The organism is Streptomyces azureus (assembly GCF_001270025.1).
Classification (GTDB): domain Bacteria; phylum Actinomycetota; class Actinomycetes; order Streptomycetales; family Streptomycetaceae; genus Streptomyces; species Streptomyces azureus.
The window spans coordinates 18,286-39,472 of record NZ_DF968298.1; the positions used below are offsets into that span (position 1 = coordinate 18,286).

General features: G+C 71.8%; 12 protein-coding genes. 10 read left to right on the top strand and 2 right to left on the bottom strand.

Annotated elements, in window-relative coordinates; translation table 11 throughout:
* The first annotated feature begins 48 nt into the window (after positions 1 to 48).
* From AOQ53_RS19920 to AOQ53_RS19930, 3 genes are all read left to right on the top strand, one after another.
* The gene (locus AOQ53_RS19920) at positions 49 to 2,241 is read left to right on the top strand and encodes a hypothetical protein (RefSeq protein ID WP_059419145.1); all 2,193 of its coding nucleotides are present in this window, start codon (positions 49 to 51) and stop codon (positions 2,239 to 2,241) included.
* 125 nt (positions 2,242 to 2,366) lie between these two features.
* Positions 2,367 to 4,040, top strand: coding sequence for a PucR family transcriptional regulator (locus AOQ53_RS19925; RefSeq protein ID WP_059419146.1), 1,674 nt, complete (start codon positions 2,367 to 2,369; stop codon positions 4,038 to 4,040).
* Positions 4,041 to 4,172: 132 nt separating this feature from the next.
* Entirely contained in the window at positions 4,173 to 5,618 is a 1,446-nt protein-coding gene (locus AOQ53_RS19930) for an aldehyde dehydrogenase family protein (protein WP_059419148.1), read from the top strand.
* Between the two features lie 98 nt (positions 5,619 to 5,716).
* On the opposite strand, the gene AOQ53_RS19935 is transcribed toward AOQ53_RS19930, so the two are convergent.
* Positions 5,717 to 8,554, bottom strand: a complete 2,838-nt coding sequence (locus AOQ53_RS19935; RefSeq protein ID WP_059419149.1) for a glycoside hydrolase family 3 C-terminal domain-containing protein — start codon at positions 8,552 to 8,554, stop codon at positions 5,717 to 5,719.
* A gap of 371 nt (positions 8,555 to 8,925) precedes the next feature.
* Between AOQ53_RS19935 and AOQ53_RS19940 the strand changes: the two genes are divergently transcribed.
* The 7 genes from AOQ53_RS19940 to AOQ53_RS19970 all read left to right on the top strand — a co-directional run bounded on the left by AOQ53_RS19940 (position 8,926) and on the right by AOQ53_RS19970 (position 19,894).
* A complete protein-coding gene (locus AOQ53_RS19940; protein ID WP_059419151.1) occupies positions 8,926 to 10,617 on the top strand; it encodes an extracellular solute-binding protein in 1,692 nt (563 codons plus the stop codon).
* A 27-nt stretch (positions 10,618 to 10,644) separates the two neighbouring features.
* The gene (locus AOQ53_RS19945; RefSeq protein ID WP_059419153.1) at positions 10,645 to 11,679 is read left to right on the top strand and encodes an ABC transporter permease; all 1,035 of its coding nucleotides are present in this window, start codon (positions 10,645 to 10,647) and stop codon (positions 11,677 to 11,679) included.
* The gene (locus AOQ53_RS19950) at positions 11,676 to 12,611 is read left to right on the top strand and encodes a carbohydrate ABC transporter permease (RefSeq protein WP_059419155.1); all 936 of its coding nucleotides are present in this window, start codon (positions 11,676 to 11,678) and stop codon (positions 12,609 to 12,611) included. The genes AOQ53_RS19945 and AOQ53_RS19950 overlap by 4 nt, the downstream gene beginning before the upstream one ends.
* Before the next feature lie 159 nt (positions 12,612 to 12,770).
* A complete protein-coding gene (locus AOQ53_RS19955; protein ID WP_059419157.1) occupies positions 12,771 to 14,981 on the top strand; it encodes a WD40/YVTN/BNR-like repeat-containing protein in 2,211 nt (736 codons plus the stop codon).
* Positions 14,981 to 16,960: a beta-galactosidase gene (locus AOQ53_RS19960; protein ID WP_059419159.1), complete on the top strand. Its 1,980-nt coding sequence runs from the start codon at positions 14,981 to 14,983 to the stop codon at positions 16,958 to 16,960. Before AOQ53_RS19955 ends, AOQ53_RS19960 begins: the two co-directional genes overlap by 1 nt.
* A complete protein-coding gene (locus AOQ53_RS19965) occupies positions 16,957 to 19,146 on the top strand; it encodes a glycosyl hydrolase family 95 catalytic domain-containing protein (RefSeq protein WP_059419160.1) in 2,190 nt (729 codons plus the stop codon). The genes AOQ53_RS19960 and AOQ53_RS19965 overlap by 4 nt, the downstream gene beginning before the upstream one ends.
* A gap of 34 nt (positions 19,147 to 19,180) precedes the next feature.
* Positions 19,181 to 19,894, top strand: a complete 714-nt coding sequence (locus AOQ53_RS19970; RefSeq protein ID WP_059419162.1) for a glycoside hydrolase family 12 protein — start codon at positions 19,181 to 19,183, stop codon at positions 19,892 to 19,894.
* Positions 19,895 to 19,926: 32 nt separating this feature from the next.
* On the opposite strand, the gene AOQ53_RS19975 is transcribed toward AOQ53_RS19970, so the two are convergent.
* On the bottom strand, positions 19,927 to 21,114 hold the full coding sequence (locus AOQ53_RS19975; RefSeq protein WP_059419163.1) for a sulfotransferase family protein: 1,188 nt from the start codon (positions 21,112 to 21,114) through the stop codon (positions 19,927 to 19,929).
* Positions 21,115 to 21,187 lie beyond the last annotated feature (73 nt).

Here is a 21,187-nt window from a genome sequence, read left to right on the forward strand (position 1 = left end):
ATTGGCTCGCGGACGGTCGACGCAGCAGCTGGTCAGGGGGCAAGGGCGATGGACAGCGACGGGACGCAGGAGGCGCGGGGTACGCATGCGAACCCGGTGCCGCGTCCGGCGGGGCCGCCGGAGGTGCCCACGGTGCCGCCGAACGGCCACAGCGCGCCGCCGAACGGCCATGGCCCGCCGGGCGTATCCGCTGTGCCGCCCCGGCCGGCCCGGGCGCCCGGGGTGCCCCCGATGCCGGACGGGTCCTCCTTCCTGACCTGGCTGCGCACGCCCCGGCCCGAGGCGCCGCCCGGCGTGTGGCGGTTCGGGCACCGGCCGCGGCCGGCGGAGCAGCCCGAGGAGATCCCCACCCGGCAGCTGCTGAGCGGGGCGCTGATCGCCTTCCTGGTGGGATGGCTGATCTGGTCGCTGCTCCAGAACGGCTACCTCGGCAACTGGTGGTGGGTGCCGTTCGACCTGATCGTTCCCGACGCCTGGCGCGGCGCCGACAGCGGCATCGGCGAGACCGGCACGTTCATCGTGTACCGGGGGTACGAGCTGCTCGTCGCCCTGGCGATCATGGTCGGGGTGAGCCGGCTCGGCCGCTGGGGCGAGGTGTGGCGCCGCTTCGTCGCCCCGCGCTTCCGCCGGCCTGAGGCCCAGGAAGCACAGCCGGCCGCCCAGGACGATCCGGCCCAGTGGAACGAGCTCCGCGCCGCCGGAGCCGTCGACGCCGCCGAGCGGCTCGCCGCCGAGGCCCGCTCCGGGCTCATGGGGGACGTCGACCATGCCCGGATCCTCCGTGCCTGGCAGGGCGTGCGCACCGGACGGCACAGCCTCGCCACCTTCAGCTCCACCGTCCTGCGGGACGGTGCCGCCGCCTGCCTCCACCCCTCCGGGGAGCGCGACCTGCCGGCGCGGCTGGCCCGGCACGACCTGATGACCGGCCAGGTACGGCTGGGGACCACCGTGGAGGACTCCCGAAACCCGTACACCTACCGTGGGGCGGGCCTGGGCCTCGGGCCCGATCTGCTCGGCACCTCGCTCGTGGCCGTCGGACCCGCCGGATCCGGAAAGACCGGGGCCGTCGTGCGGCCACTCGCCGAGTCGCTGTGTCTGCACGCTCTCGCCGGGCGGGCCGCCGTGGTGGTGGTCGGGGCGGCGGGGGCCGGGCTCGGGCCGGCCGATGCGTATGACGTCGTCGTGCGGATCGGGAACCAGGAGTCCGAGTACGACCTGGATCTGTACGGGGGGACCGGCGACCCGGACGAGGCCGCGGCCGTGCTCGCCGAGGCGCTGGTGGGGGATCTCGCCGATCCGCACCCGGGCAGTGACAGCCGGCGTTCCACGACCGTGCTCGCCCAGTTGCTCGGGCCGTTCCGGGCCGTGCACGGGCGTTTTCCCTCCGTACCGGAGCTGCGGCAGTTGCTGGACGGGGCGCCGGGACCGCTGGCCGCACTGCGGCAGGGGCTTCAGGACGCCGGGCAGGAGTCGCTGCTGCGGGAACTGGACGCGCGGCAGCGGCAGATGGGACAGCCGGGTGATGTCGGCGGGGTGCTCGCGGATCGGGTCGCGCTGCTCGACCGGCCCGCCTTCGCCGCCTTCTTCGACACCTCCGGGAGCACCCGGCCCTTCACCCTCAAGGCCCTCGACCACCCCGTGCGGGTGCGTATCGACCTGCCCGAGCGCGGGCACGCCGACGCCTCCCGGATGCTGGCGCGGCTGGTGCTCGCGCAGTTCACGGCGAGTGTCGCCGTACGGGAGGACCGGTCGCTGTTCGCCTGTCTGGTGCTCGACGACGCGACCGGGGTGGTGACGCCCGAGGCCGTGCGCGGCATCCAGCGGCTGCGGTCCGGCAACGCCGGGGTCGTGCTGACCCTGCGGACGCTGGACGACGTGCCCCGGCCCCTGCGCGGACCCCTGCTCGGGGCCACCGGCTGCCGGATGGCCCTGTCGGGGCTCACCCCGTGGGACGGGCAGGACTTCGCCGAGGTCTGGGGCAAGGAGTGGACCGAGGCCCGGGACGTCACCGACCGGCAGATCATCGCGGAGACGCCCGCGGGCAAGGCCGTGCACATGCTGCGCCGGGTGATCACCGGCCAGGCCCCGACCGCGCGGGCGGTGACCGTGCGGCAGGTCGAGCGGGAGCGCTGGTCCGCCTCCGAGCTGGCGCACGGGGTGCCGGCCGGGCACGCGGTGCTGTCGCTGACCGACGTCAAGGGCGAGCACGCGCCACCGCTGCTGGTGGATCTTCGGGGCTGACGTCTTCCGGCCGGTGCCGGTACGCGGGGATCGTACGGTGAGGCAGAATCGTCACAGGTCGTTCATACGTGGCGGCCAAAAGCTCACAGAGATCACACACGTCCTGACGCAGACCTGAAGGCCTCATGCCCCCGACGCTCGCCTCGCTCGTCCACCACTCCGCGCTGAAACTCACTGTGCGGGCGGGCGGAGACCGCCTCGACGTGCCGGTCCGCTGGGCGCACGTCAGCGAGCTCGCCGATCCCGTGCCCTACATGGAGGGCGGGGAACTGCTGCTGATCACCGCGCTCAAACTGGACGCCGAGGACCCGGAGGCCATGCGCCGCTACGTACGGCGGCTGGCCGGGGCCGGGGTGGTCGGGCTCGGCTTCGCCGTCGGCGTCAACTACGAGGAGATCCCCAAGGCGCTCGTCGACGCGGCCGAGGAGGAGGGCCTGCCGCTGCTGGAAGTGCCGCGCCGCACGCCGTTCCTCGCCATCAGCAAGGCCGTGTCCGCCGCGATCGCCGCCGACCAGTACCGCTCCGTCACGGCCGGGTTCGCCGCTCAGCGCGAGCTGACCAGGCAGGCCCAGACGGGCGGGCCCGAGGGGCTGCTGGCCGCGCTGGCCTCGCAGGTCGACGGATGGGCCGCGCTGTACGACGCCTCGGGCGCCGTCGTCGCCACGGCACCCGAGTGGGCCGGGCGGCGGGCCGCGCGGCTCACCGGCGACGTGCAGCGGCTGCGGGAACGGCCCGCGCCCGCCTCGTCCGTGGTCGGCGGACCGGAGCACGAGGACCGGGTCGAACTGCACACCATCGGCACCGGCCGGCGCCCCCGCGCGGCCCTCGCCGTGGGCACCGCCGCCGCCCTCGGCACCGCCGAGCGCTACGCCCTCCACTCGGCCATCGCCCTGCTGACCCTGACCACGGAACGCTCCCGGTCCCTCCAGGCCGCCGAGCAGCGGATCGGCGCGGCGGTGCTGCGCATGCTGCTGGCCGGGGAGCCGGACCACGCGCGCGCGGTCGCCGGGGACCTGTACGGCGGGTTGCTGGACGCGCCGTTCCGGATGCTGGTCGCGGAGCGGGTGCCGGTGTCGGCCTCGGCCGCGCTGGCCCGTGCCGAGGCCCGGGCGGAGGCCCCGGCCGTCGAGCGGCCCTCCGCTGCCGCGCTCGCCGCGGCCGACACGGGCGGCGACCCCCTCGCGGCGCTCGCCGACGTCATGGAGTCCGCCGCGGCCCGGGCCGGCGAGGCCGTCCTCGTCGTGCCGGAGGGGGAGCGGCTGGTGGTGCTGGCCGCGGACGGCGGTGCCGCCGCGGCGGCCTGCGGGGAGTACGCGGCCGCCCTGGAGTCGGCCCGGGCAGGTGTGCGCGAGAAGGTGCCGGGCGGCGAGGAGGACGAGCTGGTCGTGGGCCTGTCGGCGCCGGCCGGGCCCATCGCCGCGTCCGCCGCGTACAAGCAGGCCGAGCAGGCGCTGTCGGTGGCGCGGCGGCGCGGGCGCGTCCTCGTGGAGCACGAGCAGATGGCGGCCGGATCCGTGCTGCCGCTGCTGGCGGACGACGCGGTACGGGCCTTCGCCGACGGGATGTTGCGGCCGCTGTACGAGCACGACGCCACGGGCCGCGGCGACCTCGTCGCCTCCCTGCGCGCCTGGCTGTCCCGGCACGGCCAGTGGGACGCGGCGGCGGCCGACCTCGGCGTCCACCGCCACACCCTGCGCTACCGCATGCGGCGCGTCGAGGAGATCCTCGGCCGCTCCCTGGACGACGCCGACGCACGGATGGAGCTCTGGCTCGCCCTGAAGGCGACTTCCACCGACTAGAGCCCGTGTGCCAAACCGTAGTGTCCCCGCCCGCCACTGCTACGCCCCGGACAAACGACCTTCGGCCACCCCGCCCCTACGGTGGGACCCGCAGTGCAGGACCACCCCCAACGCCGAAGGGCCGGAACACCTATGACTTCCACCCACGCCTTCTGGCTCGCCGGCCGTGAGGCCACCGGCGAGGACACCTTCGACGTCACCTCCCCGTGGGACGGGCGGCTCGTCGGCAAGGTGAGCGTGCCCACGGACGCGCAGGTCGAGGAGGCCGTGGCCGCCGCGTACGCCGTGCGGGACGAGTTCGCCGCCACCCCGGCCCACGTCCGCGCCGCCGCCCTCGACCACGTCAGCAAGCGCCTCACCGAGCGCACCGAGGAGATCGCGCAGCTGATCTCCGCCGAGAACGGCAAGCCGCTCAAGTGGGCGCGCGGCGAGGTCGGCCGGGCCGTGTCCGTCTTCCGCTTCGCGGCCGAGGAGGCCCGGCGGTTCAACGGCGGCGAGGCCCAGCGGCTCGACACCGACCTCGGCGGCCAGGGCCGGCTCGCCCTCACCCGACGCTTCCCGAAGGGTGTCGTACTCGGCATCGCGCCCTTCAACTTCCCGCTCAACCTCTGCGCCCACAAGGTCGCCCCGGCCATCGCCGCCGGCGCCCCGATCATCCTCAAGCCGGCCCCGGCGACCCCGCTGTCCGGCCTGGTCATCGGCGAGCTGCTGGCCGAGACCGAGCTGCCCGCGGGCTCCTGGAGCATCCTGCCCGTCGCCAACGACAAGATGCCCGCCCTGGTGCAGGACGAGCGCCTGCCCGTGATCTCCTTCACCGGCTCCGAGAAGGTCGGCTACGCGATCATGGACTCGGTGCCGCGCAAGCACTGCACCCTGGAGCTGGGCGGCAACGGCGCGGCCGTCGTCCTCGCCGACTGGGCGAGCGACGATGACCTGGACCGGGCGGCGAACCGCATCGCCACCTTCTCCAACTACCAGGGCGGCCAGTCCTGCATCTCCGTCCAGCGGGTCATCGCGGACGCCTCCGTGTACGACCGGCTGCTGCCGCGCATCGTCGCCGCCGTCGAGGCCCAGGTCACCGGCGACCCGGGCGACGACGCGACCGACGTCGGGCCGCTGGTCAGCGAAGACGCCGCCAAGCGCGTCGAGACGTGGGTCCAGGAGGCGGTCGACGCCGGTGCCGCGCTGCTCACCGGCGGCAAGCGCGACGGCGCCTCGTACGCGCCGACCGTGCTGGCCGACGTACCGGCAGACGTCACCCTCTCCTGCGAGGAGGTCTTCGGACCGGTCCTCACCGTGCAGAAGGTGAACGGCGAGGCCGAGGCCTTCGCCGCCGTCAACGACTCCAAGTACGGCCTCCAGGCGGGAGTCTTCACCCACGACCTTCAGACCGCCTTCCGGGCCCACCGCGCCCTGGAGGTCGGCGGTGTCGTCGTCGGCGACGTCCCGTCCTACCGCGCCGACCAGATGCCGTACGGCGGCGTCAAGCAGTCCGGCGTGGGCCGGGAGGGCGTGCGGTTCGCGATGGAGGACTACACGTACGAGCGCGTGATGGTGCTCACCGGCATCGACCTCTAGCTCATGGGAACCATTTTCATATAGACTGGGCGAAGAGGCCCGGCACCGATGCCTTCCGGTGCCGGGCCCCTTCTTTTACGCCGGCCTGCTCCGGACCCTCAACCGGAGAAGCCGACGTGCGCGAGCCGCAGCGGGCCGCGCAGTCTCAGGTGCACGTCGTGCACGCCCGCGGCGGCGACGGACGCGCCGAGCGAGACGTAGTCGTACGGGCCTGATGTGGGCGTGGCGGTCGACAGCACCGCGAGCGCCGGGCCGCCGTCGAGAGACAGCTCGACCGTGCCCTCACCGGCCACCTCCACCGATACCTCGGCGATACCGCGCCCGAAGTCGCAGCGCCGGTAGACCAGTTCGCCCGTCGCCCCGTCCGCCGGCGTCACCGCGTCGCCCGACACCTTCGTACGGTCGACGATCTCGATGCCGTTCTGCTCGTCGAAGCCGGCCGCGGCCAGACCGCCCGCGACGACCGCGCGCGGCAGGGCGGGCTCGCCGTCGAGCGTGACGGCCGTACGCAGCCGGACGGCCTCGCTGGAGGCCCCGGCCAGCAGCTCGTAGGCGCCCGTCTCCAGACGCCACCGGTCCTGGGCCACGTCCCAGAACCCGAAGGCGGACAGCGGCACCTGGAAGCTCAGCTCCGTTGCCGCCCCCGGGGCGAGGGTCACCCGGCGGTGGTCCAGCAACTCGCGGCGCGGACGCGGGACGGACGGGTCGACGGCCCGGGTGTAGAGCTGGGCGACCTCGTCGGCGGTGACGTCACCGGTGTTGGTGACCGTGAAGGAGACGTGCACCGACCCGTCCTCCACCCGGGCCGTCAGGCCGTCGTACGCGAACGACGTGTACGACAGACCGTGCCCGAAGGGGAACAGGGGCGTGCCCTCGAAGTACAGGTACGTCTGACGGCTCCCGATCACGTCGTAGTCGAGGAGGCCGGGCAGGTCGGCGTCGTCGGCGTACCAGGTCTGCGGGAGACGGCCGGCGGGGGAGACGTCACCGGCCAGCACGCGGGCCAGGGCGGTGCCCGCCGCCTGGCCGCCGTGCGCGGTCCACAGCACGGCCGGGAGGTCCGCCGGGTCGACCGCGTACGGGTAGGCGGAGACCAGCGCCAGCACGGTCGCCGGGTTCGCCGCGCGGGCGGCCCGCAGCAGCCGTTCCTGGTGCGCGGGCAGCCGCAGGGTCGTACGGTCCTCGGTCTCCCGGCCGTTGATGTGCGGGTCGTTGCCCGCCACCACCACGACCACGTCGGCCTGCGCGGCGGCACGCGCCACCGCCTCCTCGCCGCGCTCGGCGACGACCAGCTCGAAGACCTCCGGATCTTCGTCGGCAACCTTCACGCCGTCGGCGGAGACACACACGTGGCGACCCGTTCCCAGGTGCTTCAGGAGGTGCCCGTTCTCGTGCGGTTCCAGACGGAACGTCTCCTGGACGATCCAGCCGCCCGGCTGGTCGGCGGAGGCGCGGACGCGGCCGTCGTCGGCGACCGAGAGGTAGCGGCCGTCGGGCGCGCGCAGGGTCAGCACGCCCTCGCCCCAGTCGACCAGCGCCAGCTCGGTGCCGGTCGCATCGGTGGTGAGCGCGGGCAGGTCGGTGCGGCCCGCGAGCAACGCCGGGTCGAGCGCGCCCTCGGCGCCGCGCACCTCGTCGGCGGCGTCCTCGACCACCGGTACGTGCAGGAAGGCGCCCGCGGAGGTCTTCAGCCGGACCCGGTCCACACCCTCCGCGAACTCCACCCGCTCCGCGCCGAACCGCTCGTACAGGCCCTCCAGCGGCGTCGAGCGGTGGATGAGCGTGCCGCTGTACCAGTCGAGCTTGCACTCGTCGGCGAGCAGCCCGACCACCGCGACCCGGGTGTCCGGGGCGAGCGGCAGCATGCCGTCGTTCTTGAGCAGCACGACGGCCTGCTCGGCGGCCTCCTGTGCGAGGGCGCGGTGCGCCGGGGTGTCGAACTCGCTGGTGGCGTCGTGCGGGTCGTACTCCGGGTCGAACTCACCCAGCCGGAAGCGGACCGAGAGCTGGCGGCGGACGGCCGTGTCGACGTCGGCCTCGGTCAGCAGCCCGCGCTCCAGGGCGCCGCGCAGACGCCCGGTCATCTGCGAGGAGTCCGTGCCGTGGTCCGTGAAGCTGTCGACGCCCGCCACGAGGGAGGCCGCGGTGGCCTCCTCGTGGGTGTCGAAGTAGTGCTCGGAGTCGACCAGGTTGCTCGGCGCGCCCGCGTCCGAGCAGACCAGCAGGTCCTCCTCGGTCCAGGCGCGCAAGTGCTCGCCCAGGTAGGGGGAGACGTGGTTGGGGCGGCCGTTGACCAGGTTGTACGCCGGCATCACCCCGGCCACCGCACCCGCCTCGACGGTCTCCCGAAAGGCCCTCAGGTCGTACTCGTGCAGCACGCGCGGGCGCACCGAGCTCGACGTCGTGGACCGGTCCGTCTCGTTGTTGTGGGCGAGCCAGTGCTTCAGCACGGGAGCGGTGCGCCAGTAGGTCGGGTGGTCGCCGCGCAGGCCGTGCGTGTAGGCCGTGGCGATCGCCGAGGTGAGCTTCGGGTCCTCCGAGTAGCCCTCCTCGTTGCGCCCCCACAGGGGGTGGCGCAGCAGGTTGACCGTCGGCGCCCAGACGTTGAGGCCGACCCGGTCGTCCTTGGCGCGCATCGCGCGGATCTCCTTGGACACCGCGTCGCCGACGCGCCGCACCAGCTCCGGGTTCCACGTCGCGCCGAGGCCGACCGCCTGCGGGAACACCGTCGCGGGGCCCATCCACGCCACGCCGTGCAGGGCCTCCTGGCCGGTGCGGAAGGCGGCGACGCCGAGCCGTTCGACGGCGGGCGCGAACTGGTGCAGGAAGGCGATCTTCTCCGCCGGCGTGAGCCGCGACAGGAGGTCGTCGATCCGCTTCGCGAACGGCAGGCGCGGATCGCGGAACGGCGGACTGGGCGGCGTGTGTGCGGTCACGTGGGTTTCCCTCTGGGATGGAGCGGCAGGGCCCTTTCGAAGCGCTTCGATGCTCATTCGACGTGGGGGTGGGTGTCAAGACACCCCGGCGCAACAACTCCGGCCTTTCCGTGGAGTTCCATGCGGCACATGCGTCACATCACGCTTGTGCACACCCCGGAGGAATCTTGGAATCGCCCCTTGTGCACCCCTGGGTGTTCACTTAACCTCGCAGCAACATCGAAGCGCTTCGACTGTGAAGTCCGCCACCCGGTGGTGCGCACTCCTCGTCACGCGTCGGAGTATCGCTTCGGCTCAGCCAGTTCCACTCGAGACACCGCAGCCGACGGCCCACCGCCGGGTGTCCTGGTGCGCCATGAAGGGTTGACGCAATGACGCCGAACGCCGCCTCCGCTCCCTCCGGACCGAGCCGGAGAAGTTTCCTCGCCTCCACGGCGGTCGCCACCGCAGCGGTGGCGGGCGGGATGCCGCTGCTTGCCGCGTGTGGCGGGTCGGACAGCGGGTCGCGGGACGGGACCACGTCGGGCAAGGACGCCAAGAAGATCCTGCCGGCCTTCGTGGCCAGCAACGTGGTGAAGCCGGACATCCCGGCCAAGAACGGCTCGGCGATCGGTTTCACCAGCAAGCTCGACCTGGCCACTTTGAAGACCTCGGTCACGAAGAAGCTCGGCAAGGGCGGCAAGGTCACCATCATGTCGCCGTTCTGGGGCTCGCCGCCGAAGCAGAACAACGCCTACTACAGGGCGATGAACGACCTGATAGGCGTCGACGTCGTCTGGCAGAACCAGGACGGCAACACCTACGACCAGAAGCTCGGCGCCGTCCTCGCCTCCAGCGACATCCCGGATGTGGTGGTCGTCCCCGGCTGGAACATGAACGGCAAGATCCCGAGCGCCATCATCAACAAGTTCGCCGACCTCGGCCCGTACCTGTCCGGGGACGCGGTCAAGGAGTACCCGAACCTCGCCGCGATCCCTACGGACGCCTGGCAGCGTTCCCTCTTCGGCGGGAAACTGCGCGGCCTGCCACAGCCCGCCCCGTACGTCACCGGCATCGTGCCGCTGTACCGCAAGGACGTCTTCGACAAGGAGGGATACGAGATCCCCCGGTCGGCGGACGAGTTCATGGCGCTGGCCAAGGAGATCACCAACGCCAAGGCCAAGCGGTGGGCCTGCCTCGACATGAAGTGGACCGCCTTCCAGAACTTCGGGGTGCTCTCGGGCAGCGAGAAGCCGCTGTGGTGGAACCTCGTCGACGGCAAGCTGATCTGCCGCATCGAGACCGAGGAGTACCTCGAGGCCCTGGAGTGGGCCCGCAAGCTCTTCGCCGCCGGAGTCGTGCACCCCGACTCCGAGTTGGGCAAGAACGCCCCCGACCCCGGCCCCAAGTTCGCCGCCGGCGAGTTCCTGATCTACCCCAACAACATCACCCAGTGGTGGAGCCGCACCGGCGAACAGGCCTCCCAGAACCCGGAGTTCAAGATCTGGGGCATGGACATCTGGGGCCACGACGGCGGCAACCCAGACCTCTGGGCCGAACAGCCGGCCGGCATCTTCGCCTTCATCAACAAGAAGGCCTCCGAGTCGGTCATCCGTGACGTGCTGGCCGTCGCCAACGTCACCGCCGCGCCGTACGGCACCAAGGAGTACATGATGACCAACTACGGCGTCGAGGGCACCCACTACTCCGTCAAGGACGGCGTCCCGGTCAAGACCGACAAGGGCAACAACGAGGTGATGAACGCCTACGTGATGGTCGCGAGCCCTGCGGCGACTCTCGCCCACCCCGACTTCCCGGACGTCGCCAAGGGTCAGGTCGAGTGGCAGCAGCGGATGGGCGCCTTCACCAAGAAGTCCTCCTTCTGGGGCATGCAGATCACCGAGCCTGGCCGCTACACCAACCTCGGCAACGACTTCGAGCAGCTCGAGGACGACATCACCCGCGGCCGCAAGAAGATCAGCGACATGCAGCAGGCCGTCTCCGACTGGAAGAGCAAGGGCGGCGACAAGCTGCGCGACTGGTACAAGAAGATCCTCGACGAGAACGGCTCGGCGGCGAGCTGACCAGGCTCTGAGGCAAGGAGAACGGCCGTGTCCCACAGCACGGTGCCTCGGAGCAGGGCCGAGGCCGACATGACGGAGAAGACCCCGGTGGCGCCCGGCGGCGCCACCGGTTCACCGGAGAAGCGACCCTCGGGGAAACTGAGCCTGCGGCTCAGGTTCAGACGCGACCGCGTCCTGCTCCTGATGACCCTGCCGGCCGTCGTGCTGGTCCTGGTCTTCAACTACCTGCCGATCCTCGGCAACGTCGTCGCCTTCCAGGACTACGACCCCTACATCAGCGACAACGGCATCGTCTCCATGCTGAACAGCCCCTTCGTGGGCATGGAGAACTTCCAGCGGATCTTCGAGGACTCGGCGTTCTGGAACGCCCTCCAGAACACGCTGGTGCTGTTCTCCCTCCAGCTCATGCTGTTCTTCCCCATCCCGATCCTGCTCGCGCTGCTCATCAACAGCGTGGTCAGGCCCCGGGTGCGGGCGGTGGCACAGGCCGTTCTCTACCTGCCGCACTTCTTCTCCTGGGTGCTGGTCATCGCCGTCTTCCAGCAGATCTTCGGCGGCGCGGGCATCCTCTCCCAACTGCTGCGGCAGCACGATTACAACGGCATCAACATCATGACCGACCCGAACACCTTCCCCCTCCTGATCACCGCGCAGAGCGTGTGGAAGGACGCCGGGTGGGGGATCATCGTCTTCCTCGCCGCGCTGGCCTCGGTCAGCCCGGACCTGTACGAGGCCGCCGCGATGGACGGCGCCGGCCGCTGGCGCCGCATGTGGCATGTCACGCTGCCCGCGCTGCGCCCGGTGATCGCCTTGCTGCTGGTCCTGCGGGTCGGCGACGCCCTCACCGTCGGTTTCGAGCAGATCCTGTTGCAACGCGACGCCGTCGGACCGGGCGCGGCCGAGGTCCTCGACACCTTCGTGTGGTGGAACGGCGTGCGCAACCAGGACTTCGGCTACGCGGCCGCCGCCGGACTCATCAAGGGCGTGATCAGCATCGGCTTGGTCCTCGCCGCGAACAAGGTGGCCCATCTTATGGGCGAGCAGGGGGTGTACAAGAAGTGAGCGCCGTCATCGACAAGCCGGTGAAGGAACCTGGCTGGTGGGAGGCGCCGCCCCGGGCGGCCTGGGAGGAGGAGCCCTCCAGGGCCGGTCTCGCCGGCAAGGGTCTCGCCCTGTCGCTGGCCTGCCTGGCGATTCTCTTCCCGCTGTGGATCGTGGTCGTCACCAGCCTGTCCTCACGCAAGACCATCGACGAGGCCGGCGGCCTGGTGATGGTGCCCAAGGACATCACCTTCGTCGCCTACCAGGAACTGCTCAGCGGAGGCCAGGTCACCCGCGCGGCGATCATCAGCGTCCTCGTCACCCTGGTCGGCACGCTGTTCTCGATGACGGTGTCCGTCCTGTGTGCCTACGGCCTGTCCCGCAGCGGCTCCCTCGGCCACCGCTGGATCCTGATGATGCTGCTGGCGACCATGTTCTTCAGCGCCGGTCTCATCCCGACCTACCTTCTGGTGCAGTCCCTCGGCCTGACCGACAGCTATCTGGCGCTGATCCTGCCGAGTGCCCTCAGCGTCTTCAACATCCTCGTGCTGCGCGGCTTCTTCATGGGGATCTCGCAAGAGCTCATCGACAGTGCGCGGATCGACGGGGCCGGGGACTTCCGGATCCTGCGGCAGATCGTCATGCCGTTGTCGCGGGCGGTGCTCGCCGTTATCACGCTGTTCTACGCCGTCGGGTACTGGAGCGCCTGGTTCAACGCCTCCCTGTACCTGAACGACCAGGACATGATGCCGTTGCAGAACGTCATGATCCAGCTGGTGCAGAAGCAGGAAGCACCGGTGGGGTTGGGCCAGGCCATCAAGACCGGGCAGCTGTCGGGCCTGGCCGTGCAGATGGCCGTCATGGTGATGGCCCTCCTGCCGGTCGCCGTCCTGTCGCCCTTCATCCAGAAGCACTTCAAGAAGGGCATGCTCACGGGGGCCGTCAAGGGGTGATGCCCCTTGTGCGAGTTCTCGCCGTAGGGCTTTCGGCCGTTCCTTGTCCGCGGCTGCGTTGTGGTGGTTCGCGCCCACGCGGCGGAGCCGCATGTCAAGCAGGGCCCCGCACCCCCAAGACAGCCCCCAACTCCCCGTCCGCAAGAACCGAGGTATGTCATGAGCACGTTCCACCTCAGCAGACGCGCAGTGCTCGCCGGAACCGCTGCCGCCGCTGCGGTCGCCACCCTTCCGGTCCTCCAGGGGCGTGCCCAGGCCGCCGTCCCCGCCGCAGGCGGCGCCTACCGCTGGCGCAACGCCGTCCAGGGCGGCACCGGATTCGTCACCGGCGTCCTCTTCCACCCCTCCGTCCGCGGTCTCGCCTACGCCCGCACCGACATCGGCGGCGCCTACCGCTGGGACGACCGGACCGACCGGTGGATCCCGCTGACCGACCACCTCGGCTGGGACGACTGGAACCTGCTCGGCGTCGAGGCCATGGCCGTCGACCCGGCCCATCCGAACCGGCTGTACCTCTCCCTCGGCACGTACGCGCAGTCCTGGGCCGGCAACGGGGCCGTGCTGCGGTCCGAGGACCGCGGCGCGACCTGGAAGCGCACCGACCTCACCGTGAAGCTCGGGGCCAACGAGGACGGGCGGGGATGCGGGGAGCGGCTGCTCGTCGACCCGCGGGACAGCGACACGCTGTGGCTCGGCACCAGGCACGACGGGCTGCTCAAGTCGACCGACCGGGGCGCCAGCTGGAAGGCCGTGAGTTTCCCGGCCGCCCCGAGCGCCACCGGACAGGGCATCACGCTCCTCGTCGCCGCGGGCCGCAGCGTCTACGCCGGCTGGGGCGACTCCGACGGCACCTTGGCGAACCTCTACCGAACCGCCGACGGCACCACCTGGAAGGCCGTCCCCGGGCAGCCCAAGGGCGCCGCCGCCAAGGTCCCGGTCCGGGCCGCGTACGACCGGCACACCTGCGAGCTGTACGTGACGTACGCCAACGCCCCGGGCCCGAACGGCCAGTCCGACGGCAGCGTGCACAAGCTGCGTACGACCACCGGGAAGTGGACCGAGGTCACGCCTGTGAAGCCCGGCGGGGCGACGAGCGACGGCGGGACCGACTCCTTCGGCTACGGCGGTGTCGCCGTCGACGCCCGTCGCCCCGGCACGGTCGTCGTCTCCACCAACAACCGCTGGTCGCTGGTCGACACCCTGTACCGGACCACCAACGGCGGCCGCACCTGGACGTCCCTGAAGGACACGGCCGTCCTCGACGTCTCCGAGACGCCCTTCCTCACCTTCGGCGCCGACAAGCCCAAGTTCGGCTGGTGGATCCAGGCCGTGGGCCTCGACCCGTTCGACTCCGAGCACATCGTCTACGGCACCGGCGCCACCCTTTACGGCACCCGCGACCTCAAGCACTGGGCTCCGCAGATCCGCGGCCTGGAGGAGGCGTCCATACGCCAGCTGGTCTCCCCTCCGACCGGCGAGGCGCATCTGATCAGCGGCTCCGGCGACGTCGGCGTGATGTACCACGAGCGGCTCACGGCGTCCCCCTCGCGCGGCATGGCGTCGAACCCGGTGTTCGGTACGACGACCGGACTCGCGCTGGCCGCGGCCAAGCCCTCGTACGTCGTGCGGGCCGGCTGGGGCGACAACGGCAACGGCGCCTGGTCGAACGACGGCGGCAAGACCTGGGCGCCCTTCAAGGCACAGCCCGCCATCGCCAAGGACGCGCCGGGGCCGATCGCCACCAACGCCGACGGCAGCGTGCTGCTGTGGTCCTTCGCGCACTGGGACGGCACCACGTACCCGGCCCACCGCTCGGCGGACAACGGCGCCACCTGGACCGAGGTCACCTCCTACCCGAAGGGCGCCGCCCCGGTCGCGGACCCGGTCGATCCGAAGCGCTTCTACGCCTTCGACACCGCCACCGGCACACTCCACGCCAGCACCGACGGCGGCCTGACCTTCACCGCCCGGGCCACCGGCCTGAACTCGGGCGACACCGAGTTCCGGCTCGTCGCGGCCCCTGGCCGCTCCGGCGACCTGTGGCTCAGCCTGAAGTGGAACGGGCTGTACCGCTCCACCGACGGCGGCGCGACCTTCACCAAGGTCGGCAGCTGCTGGGCCTCGTACACGCTCGGCTTCGGCAAGGCCGCCGAGGGCGCCTCCTACCCGGCGGTCTACATGGTCGGCTCCACCGAGACCATCACCGCCGTCTACCGCTCCGACGACGAGGCGAAGACCTGGACGCGGATCAACGACGACCAGCACCAGTGGGGCTGGATCGGTGCCGCCATCACCGGCGACCCCCGCGTCTACGGCCGGGTCTACATCGCCACCAACGGACGCGGCGTGCAGTACGGGGAGCCCGTCTGATGCAGGAGCGAAAAGGGCCCGGCCTGAGTGATGCCACCCGGGGCCGTCTCCTCTTCGGCGGCGACTACAACCCGGAGCAGTGGCCCGAGGAGACCTGGCACGAGGACCTCCGGTTGATGAAGGACGCCGGCGTCAACTCCGTCACCCTCGGCGTGTTCTCCTGGTCGAAGCTCGAACCCGAGCCCGGCGCCCGGGAGTTCGGCTGGCTGGACACGCTGATGGACCTGATGCACGAGAACGGCATCGGTGTCGTCCTCGCCACGCCCACCTCCTCGCCCCCGCCCTGGATGGGCCGGCTGCACCCCGACACCCTGCCCGTCACCGAGGACGGCCGCACCGAGTGGTGGGGCGGCCGCCAGCACTTCTCGCACTCCAGCGCCGCCTACCGGCGCTACGCCGCCGCCATCACCGAGGACCTGGCCGCCCGCTACGGCGGCCACCCGGCCCTGACGATGTGGCACATCAACAACGAGTACTGCACCTTCGACCACGGCGACGAGGCCGCGGCCGCCTTCCGCCGCTGGCTGCGCGAGAAGTACGGCACCCTCGACGCCCTCAACGAGGCCTGGGGCACCGCCTTCTGGAGCCAGGGCTACGACTGCTGGGACGGCATCCTGCCGCCCCGCCTGCCCCACTACATGCGCAACCCCACCCAGGTCCTGGACTTCAGGCGCTTCACCTCCGACATGCTCCTGGAGTGTTACACCGCCGAGCGGGACATCGTCCGGCGTCACACCCCGCACATCCCGGTCACCAGCAACTTCATGCCGCTGTGGTTCGGGCAGGACGCGTGGCGCTGGGCCGGGGAGGAGGACGTCGTCTCCGTCGACCTCTACCCGGACCCGCGTGACCCGCTCGGCGCCCAGAACGGCGCGCTCGTGCAGGACATGACCCGTTCCCAGGCGCGCGGGCCCTGGGTGCTCATGGAGCAGGCGGCCGGGCCGGTCAACTGGCGGGGTGTGAACCACCCCAAGCCGCGCGGCCTCAACCGGCTGTGGTCCCTCCAGGCCGTGGCCCGGGGCGCCGACGCCGTCTGCTACTTCCAGTGGCGGCAGTCCCGGCAGGGCGCGGAGAAGTTCCACTCCGGCATGGTCAGCCACGCGGGGGAGGAGGGCCGTACGTACCGGGAGGTCAAGCAGCTCGGCGCGGACCTGGCGAGGATCGCCCCCCAGGTGGCCGGCCGGCACATCACCGCGAACGTCGCGGTCCTGCACGACTGGAACGCCTGGTGGGCCGGCGCCCAGGACGGCCGGCCGTCCAGCCAGGTGGACTACCCGGACGTCCTGCGCGCCTGGCACCGGGCCCTCTGGCAGGCGCACCTCACCACCGACTTCGCCCACCCCGAGCACGACCTGACGCCGTACTCGGTGGTCGTCGTGCCCCAGCTGTACGCGCTCACCGACGCGGCGATCGACAACCTCCTCGCCTACGCCCGCGGCGGCGGCACCCTCGTCTGCGGCTTCCTGACCGGCGTCGCCGACGAGGACGACCGGGTGCGCCCCGGCGGTATGGACGCCCGGCTGCGGGAGCTGTTCGGCATCCGCACGCTGCACGAGTGGTGGCCGCTGGATCCGGGGGAGACCGTCGCGTGCGAGGGATTCCGGGGCACGCTGTGGTCCGAGGAGATCGAGCCCGCCGACCCCGACGACACGACCTGCTACAAGGGCGGCGAACTGGACGGCATGCCCGCCGTCCTGCGCAAGGGCCGGGCCTGGTACCTCTCCACGCTCCCGGAGCCCGAGGCCCTGCGCGAGCTGCTGGCCCGGATCGCCGGCGACGCGGGCGTCCGGCCGGTGCTCGACGGTCTCCCCGAGCAGGTCGAGGCCGTGCTCCGGGGCGAGGTGCTGTTCGTGCTCAACCACGGCCGCGAGCCGGTGACCGTCGAGGTGCCCGGCACCCACCACGACCTGCTCACGGGGACGGCCGTCACCGACCGGGTCACCCTCGGCCGCTACGGGGCGGCGGTGCTGCGGCCATGACCGACTCCGCACCCGTCCACGGAACGTGGGAGCCCCACCCGGCAGCGCGCTGGGAGGACGGCTTCCTGAGCGGCAACGGCCACCACGGCGCCCTCGTGTTCGGCGACCCGAACGACGAGCGGGTCGTCGTCACCCACCACACCCTGGTACGGCCGGGCGGCAGGGACCCCCGGCCGCCGCAGCTCGCCGCAGACCTCCCCGCCCTCCAGGACCGCCTCCTGGCGGGCGACACGACCGCGGCCGAGAGCTTCACGGACGGACGGCCGCTCCAGTGGGTGCAGCCCTTCCACCCCGCCTTCCAGATCCGGCTGCGCCGGCCGCCGGGCGACTGCCCCGGCTACCGGCGCGACGTCGACTTCACCACCGGTGTCGTGCGGGCGGCCTGCACCGGCTGGACCAGCCGCCTGTTCGTCTCCCGCGCCGACGACGTGATCGTCCAGCAGGTCACCGGGCCCGGCCTCACCCTCGACGTCGACCTGGACCACCGGCTGCCCGGCGCCCCCGCCGGACTGGGCGTCGGCCACGGAGCCGTCCTCACCCCCGAGGGCGCGCTGCTGAGCCTGCGCGCCCGCTACCCGGGCAGCGACCTGGCCTGCACCGGCGTCACCCTGCTCGCCGTCACGGGCGGCACCACGACCCTCACGCCCCCCGGCGCGCACGTCGAGGGAGCCCGCTCCGTGCTCCTCCTCACCCGGGTGCACCGGCACACCGGCGAACTGGACGTGGTCGAGGAGGGCCGTGCCCTGCGCGACCTGCTCACCGAGTACGACGAGCTCCTCGACCGCCATGCCGCCCTGCACCGCACCGCCTACGAGCGCGTCACCCTCGACCTGGCCGCCGACCCCGCCGAACGGGCGCTGCCGGGCTCCGAGTTGCTGAAGCGGCCCCGCAGCGCCGCCCTGCTGGAGCGCCTGTTCGCGGCCGGCCGCTACCACCTGCTGTCCGCGAGCGGCCTCTTCCCGCCCCGCCTGACCGGACTGTGGACCGGCGACTGGAACACGGCCTGGTCGGGTGCGTTCACCAACGACGCCAACCTCAACCTCCAGACCGCCTCGGCCGCTGCCGCCGCCCTCCCCGAGGTCACCGAGGCCCACGCGAACCTGATCCGCCGCCAGCTGCCCGACTGGCGCGACAACGCCCGCGCCGTCTTCGGCACCCGGGGCGCCGTCGCACCCGGCCACACCGACGGCGAGTCCGGCCACTCGTACCACTTCAGCCGCGAGTACCCGCTGCACCTGTGGACCGCCGGCGCCGACTGGCTGCTCAAACCGCTCGTCGACCACGACGAGACCCACGGCACCCGTGACCCGCGCACCGCCGCCGCGCTCGCCGAAGTCGCCCGGTTCTACGAGGACTTCCTCACCCGCACGGACGAGAACGGCCACCTCGTCGTCGTCCCCTCCTACTCGCCCGAGAACCGGCCCGCCAACGCGAGCTGGGGCACCCTCAACGCGGCCATGGACCTCTCCGCGGCCCGCCACGCCCTGAGCACGGCCGCCGCCTACCACCCGGGCCCCGACGCCGACCGCTGGCAGGCCCTGGCCGACCGGCTCCCACCGCACCGGATCAACGACGACGGAGCCCTGGCGGAATGGGCCTGGCCGGGCCTTGAGGACTCCTACGACCACCGCCACCTCAGTCACCTCTACGGCGTCTGGCCCCTCGACGAGATCACCCCCTACGACACCCCCGACCTCGCGGCCGCCGCCCACCGCGCCCTCGAACTGCGGGGCGCCGAGAACGACTCCGCGCACGGCCACCTGCACCACGCGCTCATCGCGGCCCGGCTCAGGGACGGCGACCGCGTCGCCCACGCCCTCGGCCAGGTCCTGGACGGCGACTTCTTCCACGCGTCCCTGATGAGCGCCCACTACCCGAAGCGGGACGTCTACAACGCCGACGCCGCGCACACCCTGCCCGCCGTGCTGATCGAGATGCTCGTGCAGTCGACCCCCCACCGGCTGGTCCTGCTGCCCGCGCTGCCGACGGCATACCCCAGCGGCGCGCTGCGCGGTGTGCGCACCCGGTTCGGGGCCGAGATCGACCTCACCTGGTCTCCGGACGGCGCCACCGCCGTCATCAGGCCGGGCCGCACCCACCGCGTCGAACTGCGGACTTCCTCCGGCACGGAATCCCTCCACCTGGTCGCCGGAGAAGACCACGTCCTCACCCTGAGGACGTGGTAGTTCCCCCCATCCCCCCACCCATGGAAGGGACACCATGGCATCACGCACCTTGAGCAGGGTCACCAAGGCCCTGCTCGCCCCCGCCCTGGCACTCGGCGCCACCATAGGGCTCGCCTCCGCCCCCGCCTCCGCCGCCGTCTGGAACTCCTGCGCCCAGTGGGGCAACACGAGCCTGAACGGCTACACGCTCTACAACAACATCTGGGGCTCCGGCGCCGGCAGCCAGTGCATCTGGGCGAACTCCGGCACCAACTGGGGTGTCTGGGCCAACCACCCCAACACCGGTGGCATCAAGTCGTACCCGAACTCCAAGAAGGTGATCAACAAGTCGATCGACTCGCTGCGCTCCCTCTCCAGCAGCTACAACGTCTCCGTCCCGTCGTCCGGCGCGTACAACTCGTCGTACGACGTCTGGGACACGGATTACGACTACGAGATCATGCTCTGGGTGAACTACAACGGAGCGGTCGGCCCGATCGGCACCTCCCAGGGCTCCGTCAGCCTCGGCGGCCACACCTGGAACGTCTACAAGGGCAGCAACGGCAGCAACGAGGTCTTCTCGTTCCTGCGGACGTCCGACTCCAACTCCGGCACCGTCAACATCCTGCCGATCCTGAAGTGGATCAAGGACACCAAGCGCTGGATGGGCAACGAGACCATCGGTGACGTCCAATTCGGCTACGAGGTCACCTCGTCGTCCGGCGGACTCAACTTCACCACGAACAACCTGACCGTCAGCAGCAGCTGACGCCTCCCCGGGGCCGGGGCCGGCCGTGCCGTTCAGGCGCGGTCGACCTCGGCCCGCAGCTCGTTGTAGTCCGCGAAGGCCGACTCGACCTCGGCGCGGGTCAGGCCGTAGCGGGACAGGTCGTAGGTGTGCTTGCGGGTGCCCTGGGGGCGGGCGACGGCCGCGGGGAGACGGGCCGCGTCGGCCTCGGTCCAGGGGGCGCCGACGGCCGCGTAGAGCTTCGGAGCGCCGGTCGCGGGGTCGGACCCGAGCCAGGAGTACGGCGCGTCCACCAGCTGCTCCGCCGGGATGGCGGCACGGGCCGCGAGGCCGCGCGTCATGGCACGGCTCAGCAGGCCGAGCCAGGTGGCGCCGATGCCGGCGAGATCGAGCGGGCGGGCGCTGACGGCCATGCCGTGCTCGATCAGGGAGCAGAAGGACGCCACGACGGTGGCCGGGTCGCGGTGGCACCACACGATCGTGGCGTCGGGGAAGACCGTGCGCAGCGCGTCCAGGTTCTCCAGGTGCATGGGGGACTTCAGCATCCAGCGTCGCCGCGGACGGCCGTACTGGAGCACCTGGTAGACCTGCTTGAGGTACCGGTAGTCGGCGACGAAGTCCCGCTCGCAGTGCCAGGCCAGGTACTCGGGGATACGGGCCTGGCAGAGCGGCATCAGGGCGTGCGGGAGCGCGAACGTGCACTCCTCGGGGCCCTCGGCGGCCATCGCGTGGATGTCGCGGAAGCGCGGCGCGAAGAGGTCCGTGCCCTGCACCAGCCGGCGCCCGGCCGTGATCGCCTTGCGCCGCTGCCGGGGCGGCAACTCCAGGTCCGGCCCGAGCAGTTCCCACAGCAGGGGACACCTGTGCTCGTCCGAGATCGACAGCACGGAGTGCGTGACCGTGGTGGCGGTGCGCGGCAGCCCCACGACGAACACCGGCTTCTCGATCGGCTCCCGCTCGATCTCCGGATGCTCGGCGATCAGCCGCCGGACGCGGGCCCGGTTGCTGAGATGCCGGCGCACGTGGACCTGCGCCGACTGCCAGCCGACCGGGGTCAGCCGATCGGCCTTCGCCCACCACCGCAGCAGCGACCGGAATCCGTCGACGAACTCCCGGTCTCCCGGCGCCTCACCGGCCTCCACCACGATGCGGTCGAAGATCCGGTCGGGGTCACGACGGGAGCCGAAGCCCGGCCGCAGCAACAGATTCGCCAGCGTGAGGGCGAGCGGAGACGTGGACACGCAGAAAACCTATCCTCTCGAACACGCCTGTGGTGGACGGAAGTTGGCCGAACAGGTGAAAGGGGTGGCCGGA

Bases quoted from the DNA above. Each gene is read 5' to 3' on its own strand.
- AOQ53_RS19940 (WP_059419151.1), top strand. From the start codon at position 8,926: ATGACGCCGAACGCCGCCTCCGCTCCCTCCGGACCGAGCCGGAGAAGT.
- AOQ53_RS19955 (WP_059419157.1), top strand. From the start codon at position 12,771: ATGAGCACGTTCCACCTCAGCAGACGCGCAGTGCTCGCCGGAACCGCT.
- AOQ53_RS19920 (WP_059419145.1), top strand. From the start codon at position 49: ATGGACAGCGACGGGACGCAGGAGGCGCGGGGTACGCATGCGAACCCG.
- AOQ53_RS19965 (WP_059419160.1), top strand. From the start codon at position 16,957: ATGACCGACTCCGCACCCGTCCACGGAACGTGGGAGCCCCACCCGGCA.
- AOQ53_RS19930 (WP_059419148.1), top strand. From the start codon at position 4,173: ATGACTTCCACCCACGCCTTCTGGCTCGCCGGCCGTGAGGCCACCGGC.
- AOQ53_RS19970 (WP_059419162.1), top strand. From the start codon at position 19,181: ATGGCATCACGCACCTTGAGCAGGGTCACCAAGGCCCTGCTCGCCCCC.
- AOQ53_RS19960 (WP_059419159.1), top strand. From the start codon at position 14,981: ATGCAGGAGCGAAAAGGGCCCGGCCTGAGTGATGCCACCCGGGGCCGT.
- AOQ53_RS19925 (WP_059419146.1), top strand. From the start codon at position 2,367: ATGCCCCCGACGCTCGCCTCGCTCGTCCACCACTCCGCGCTGAAACTC.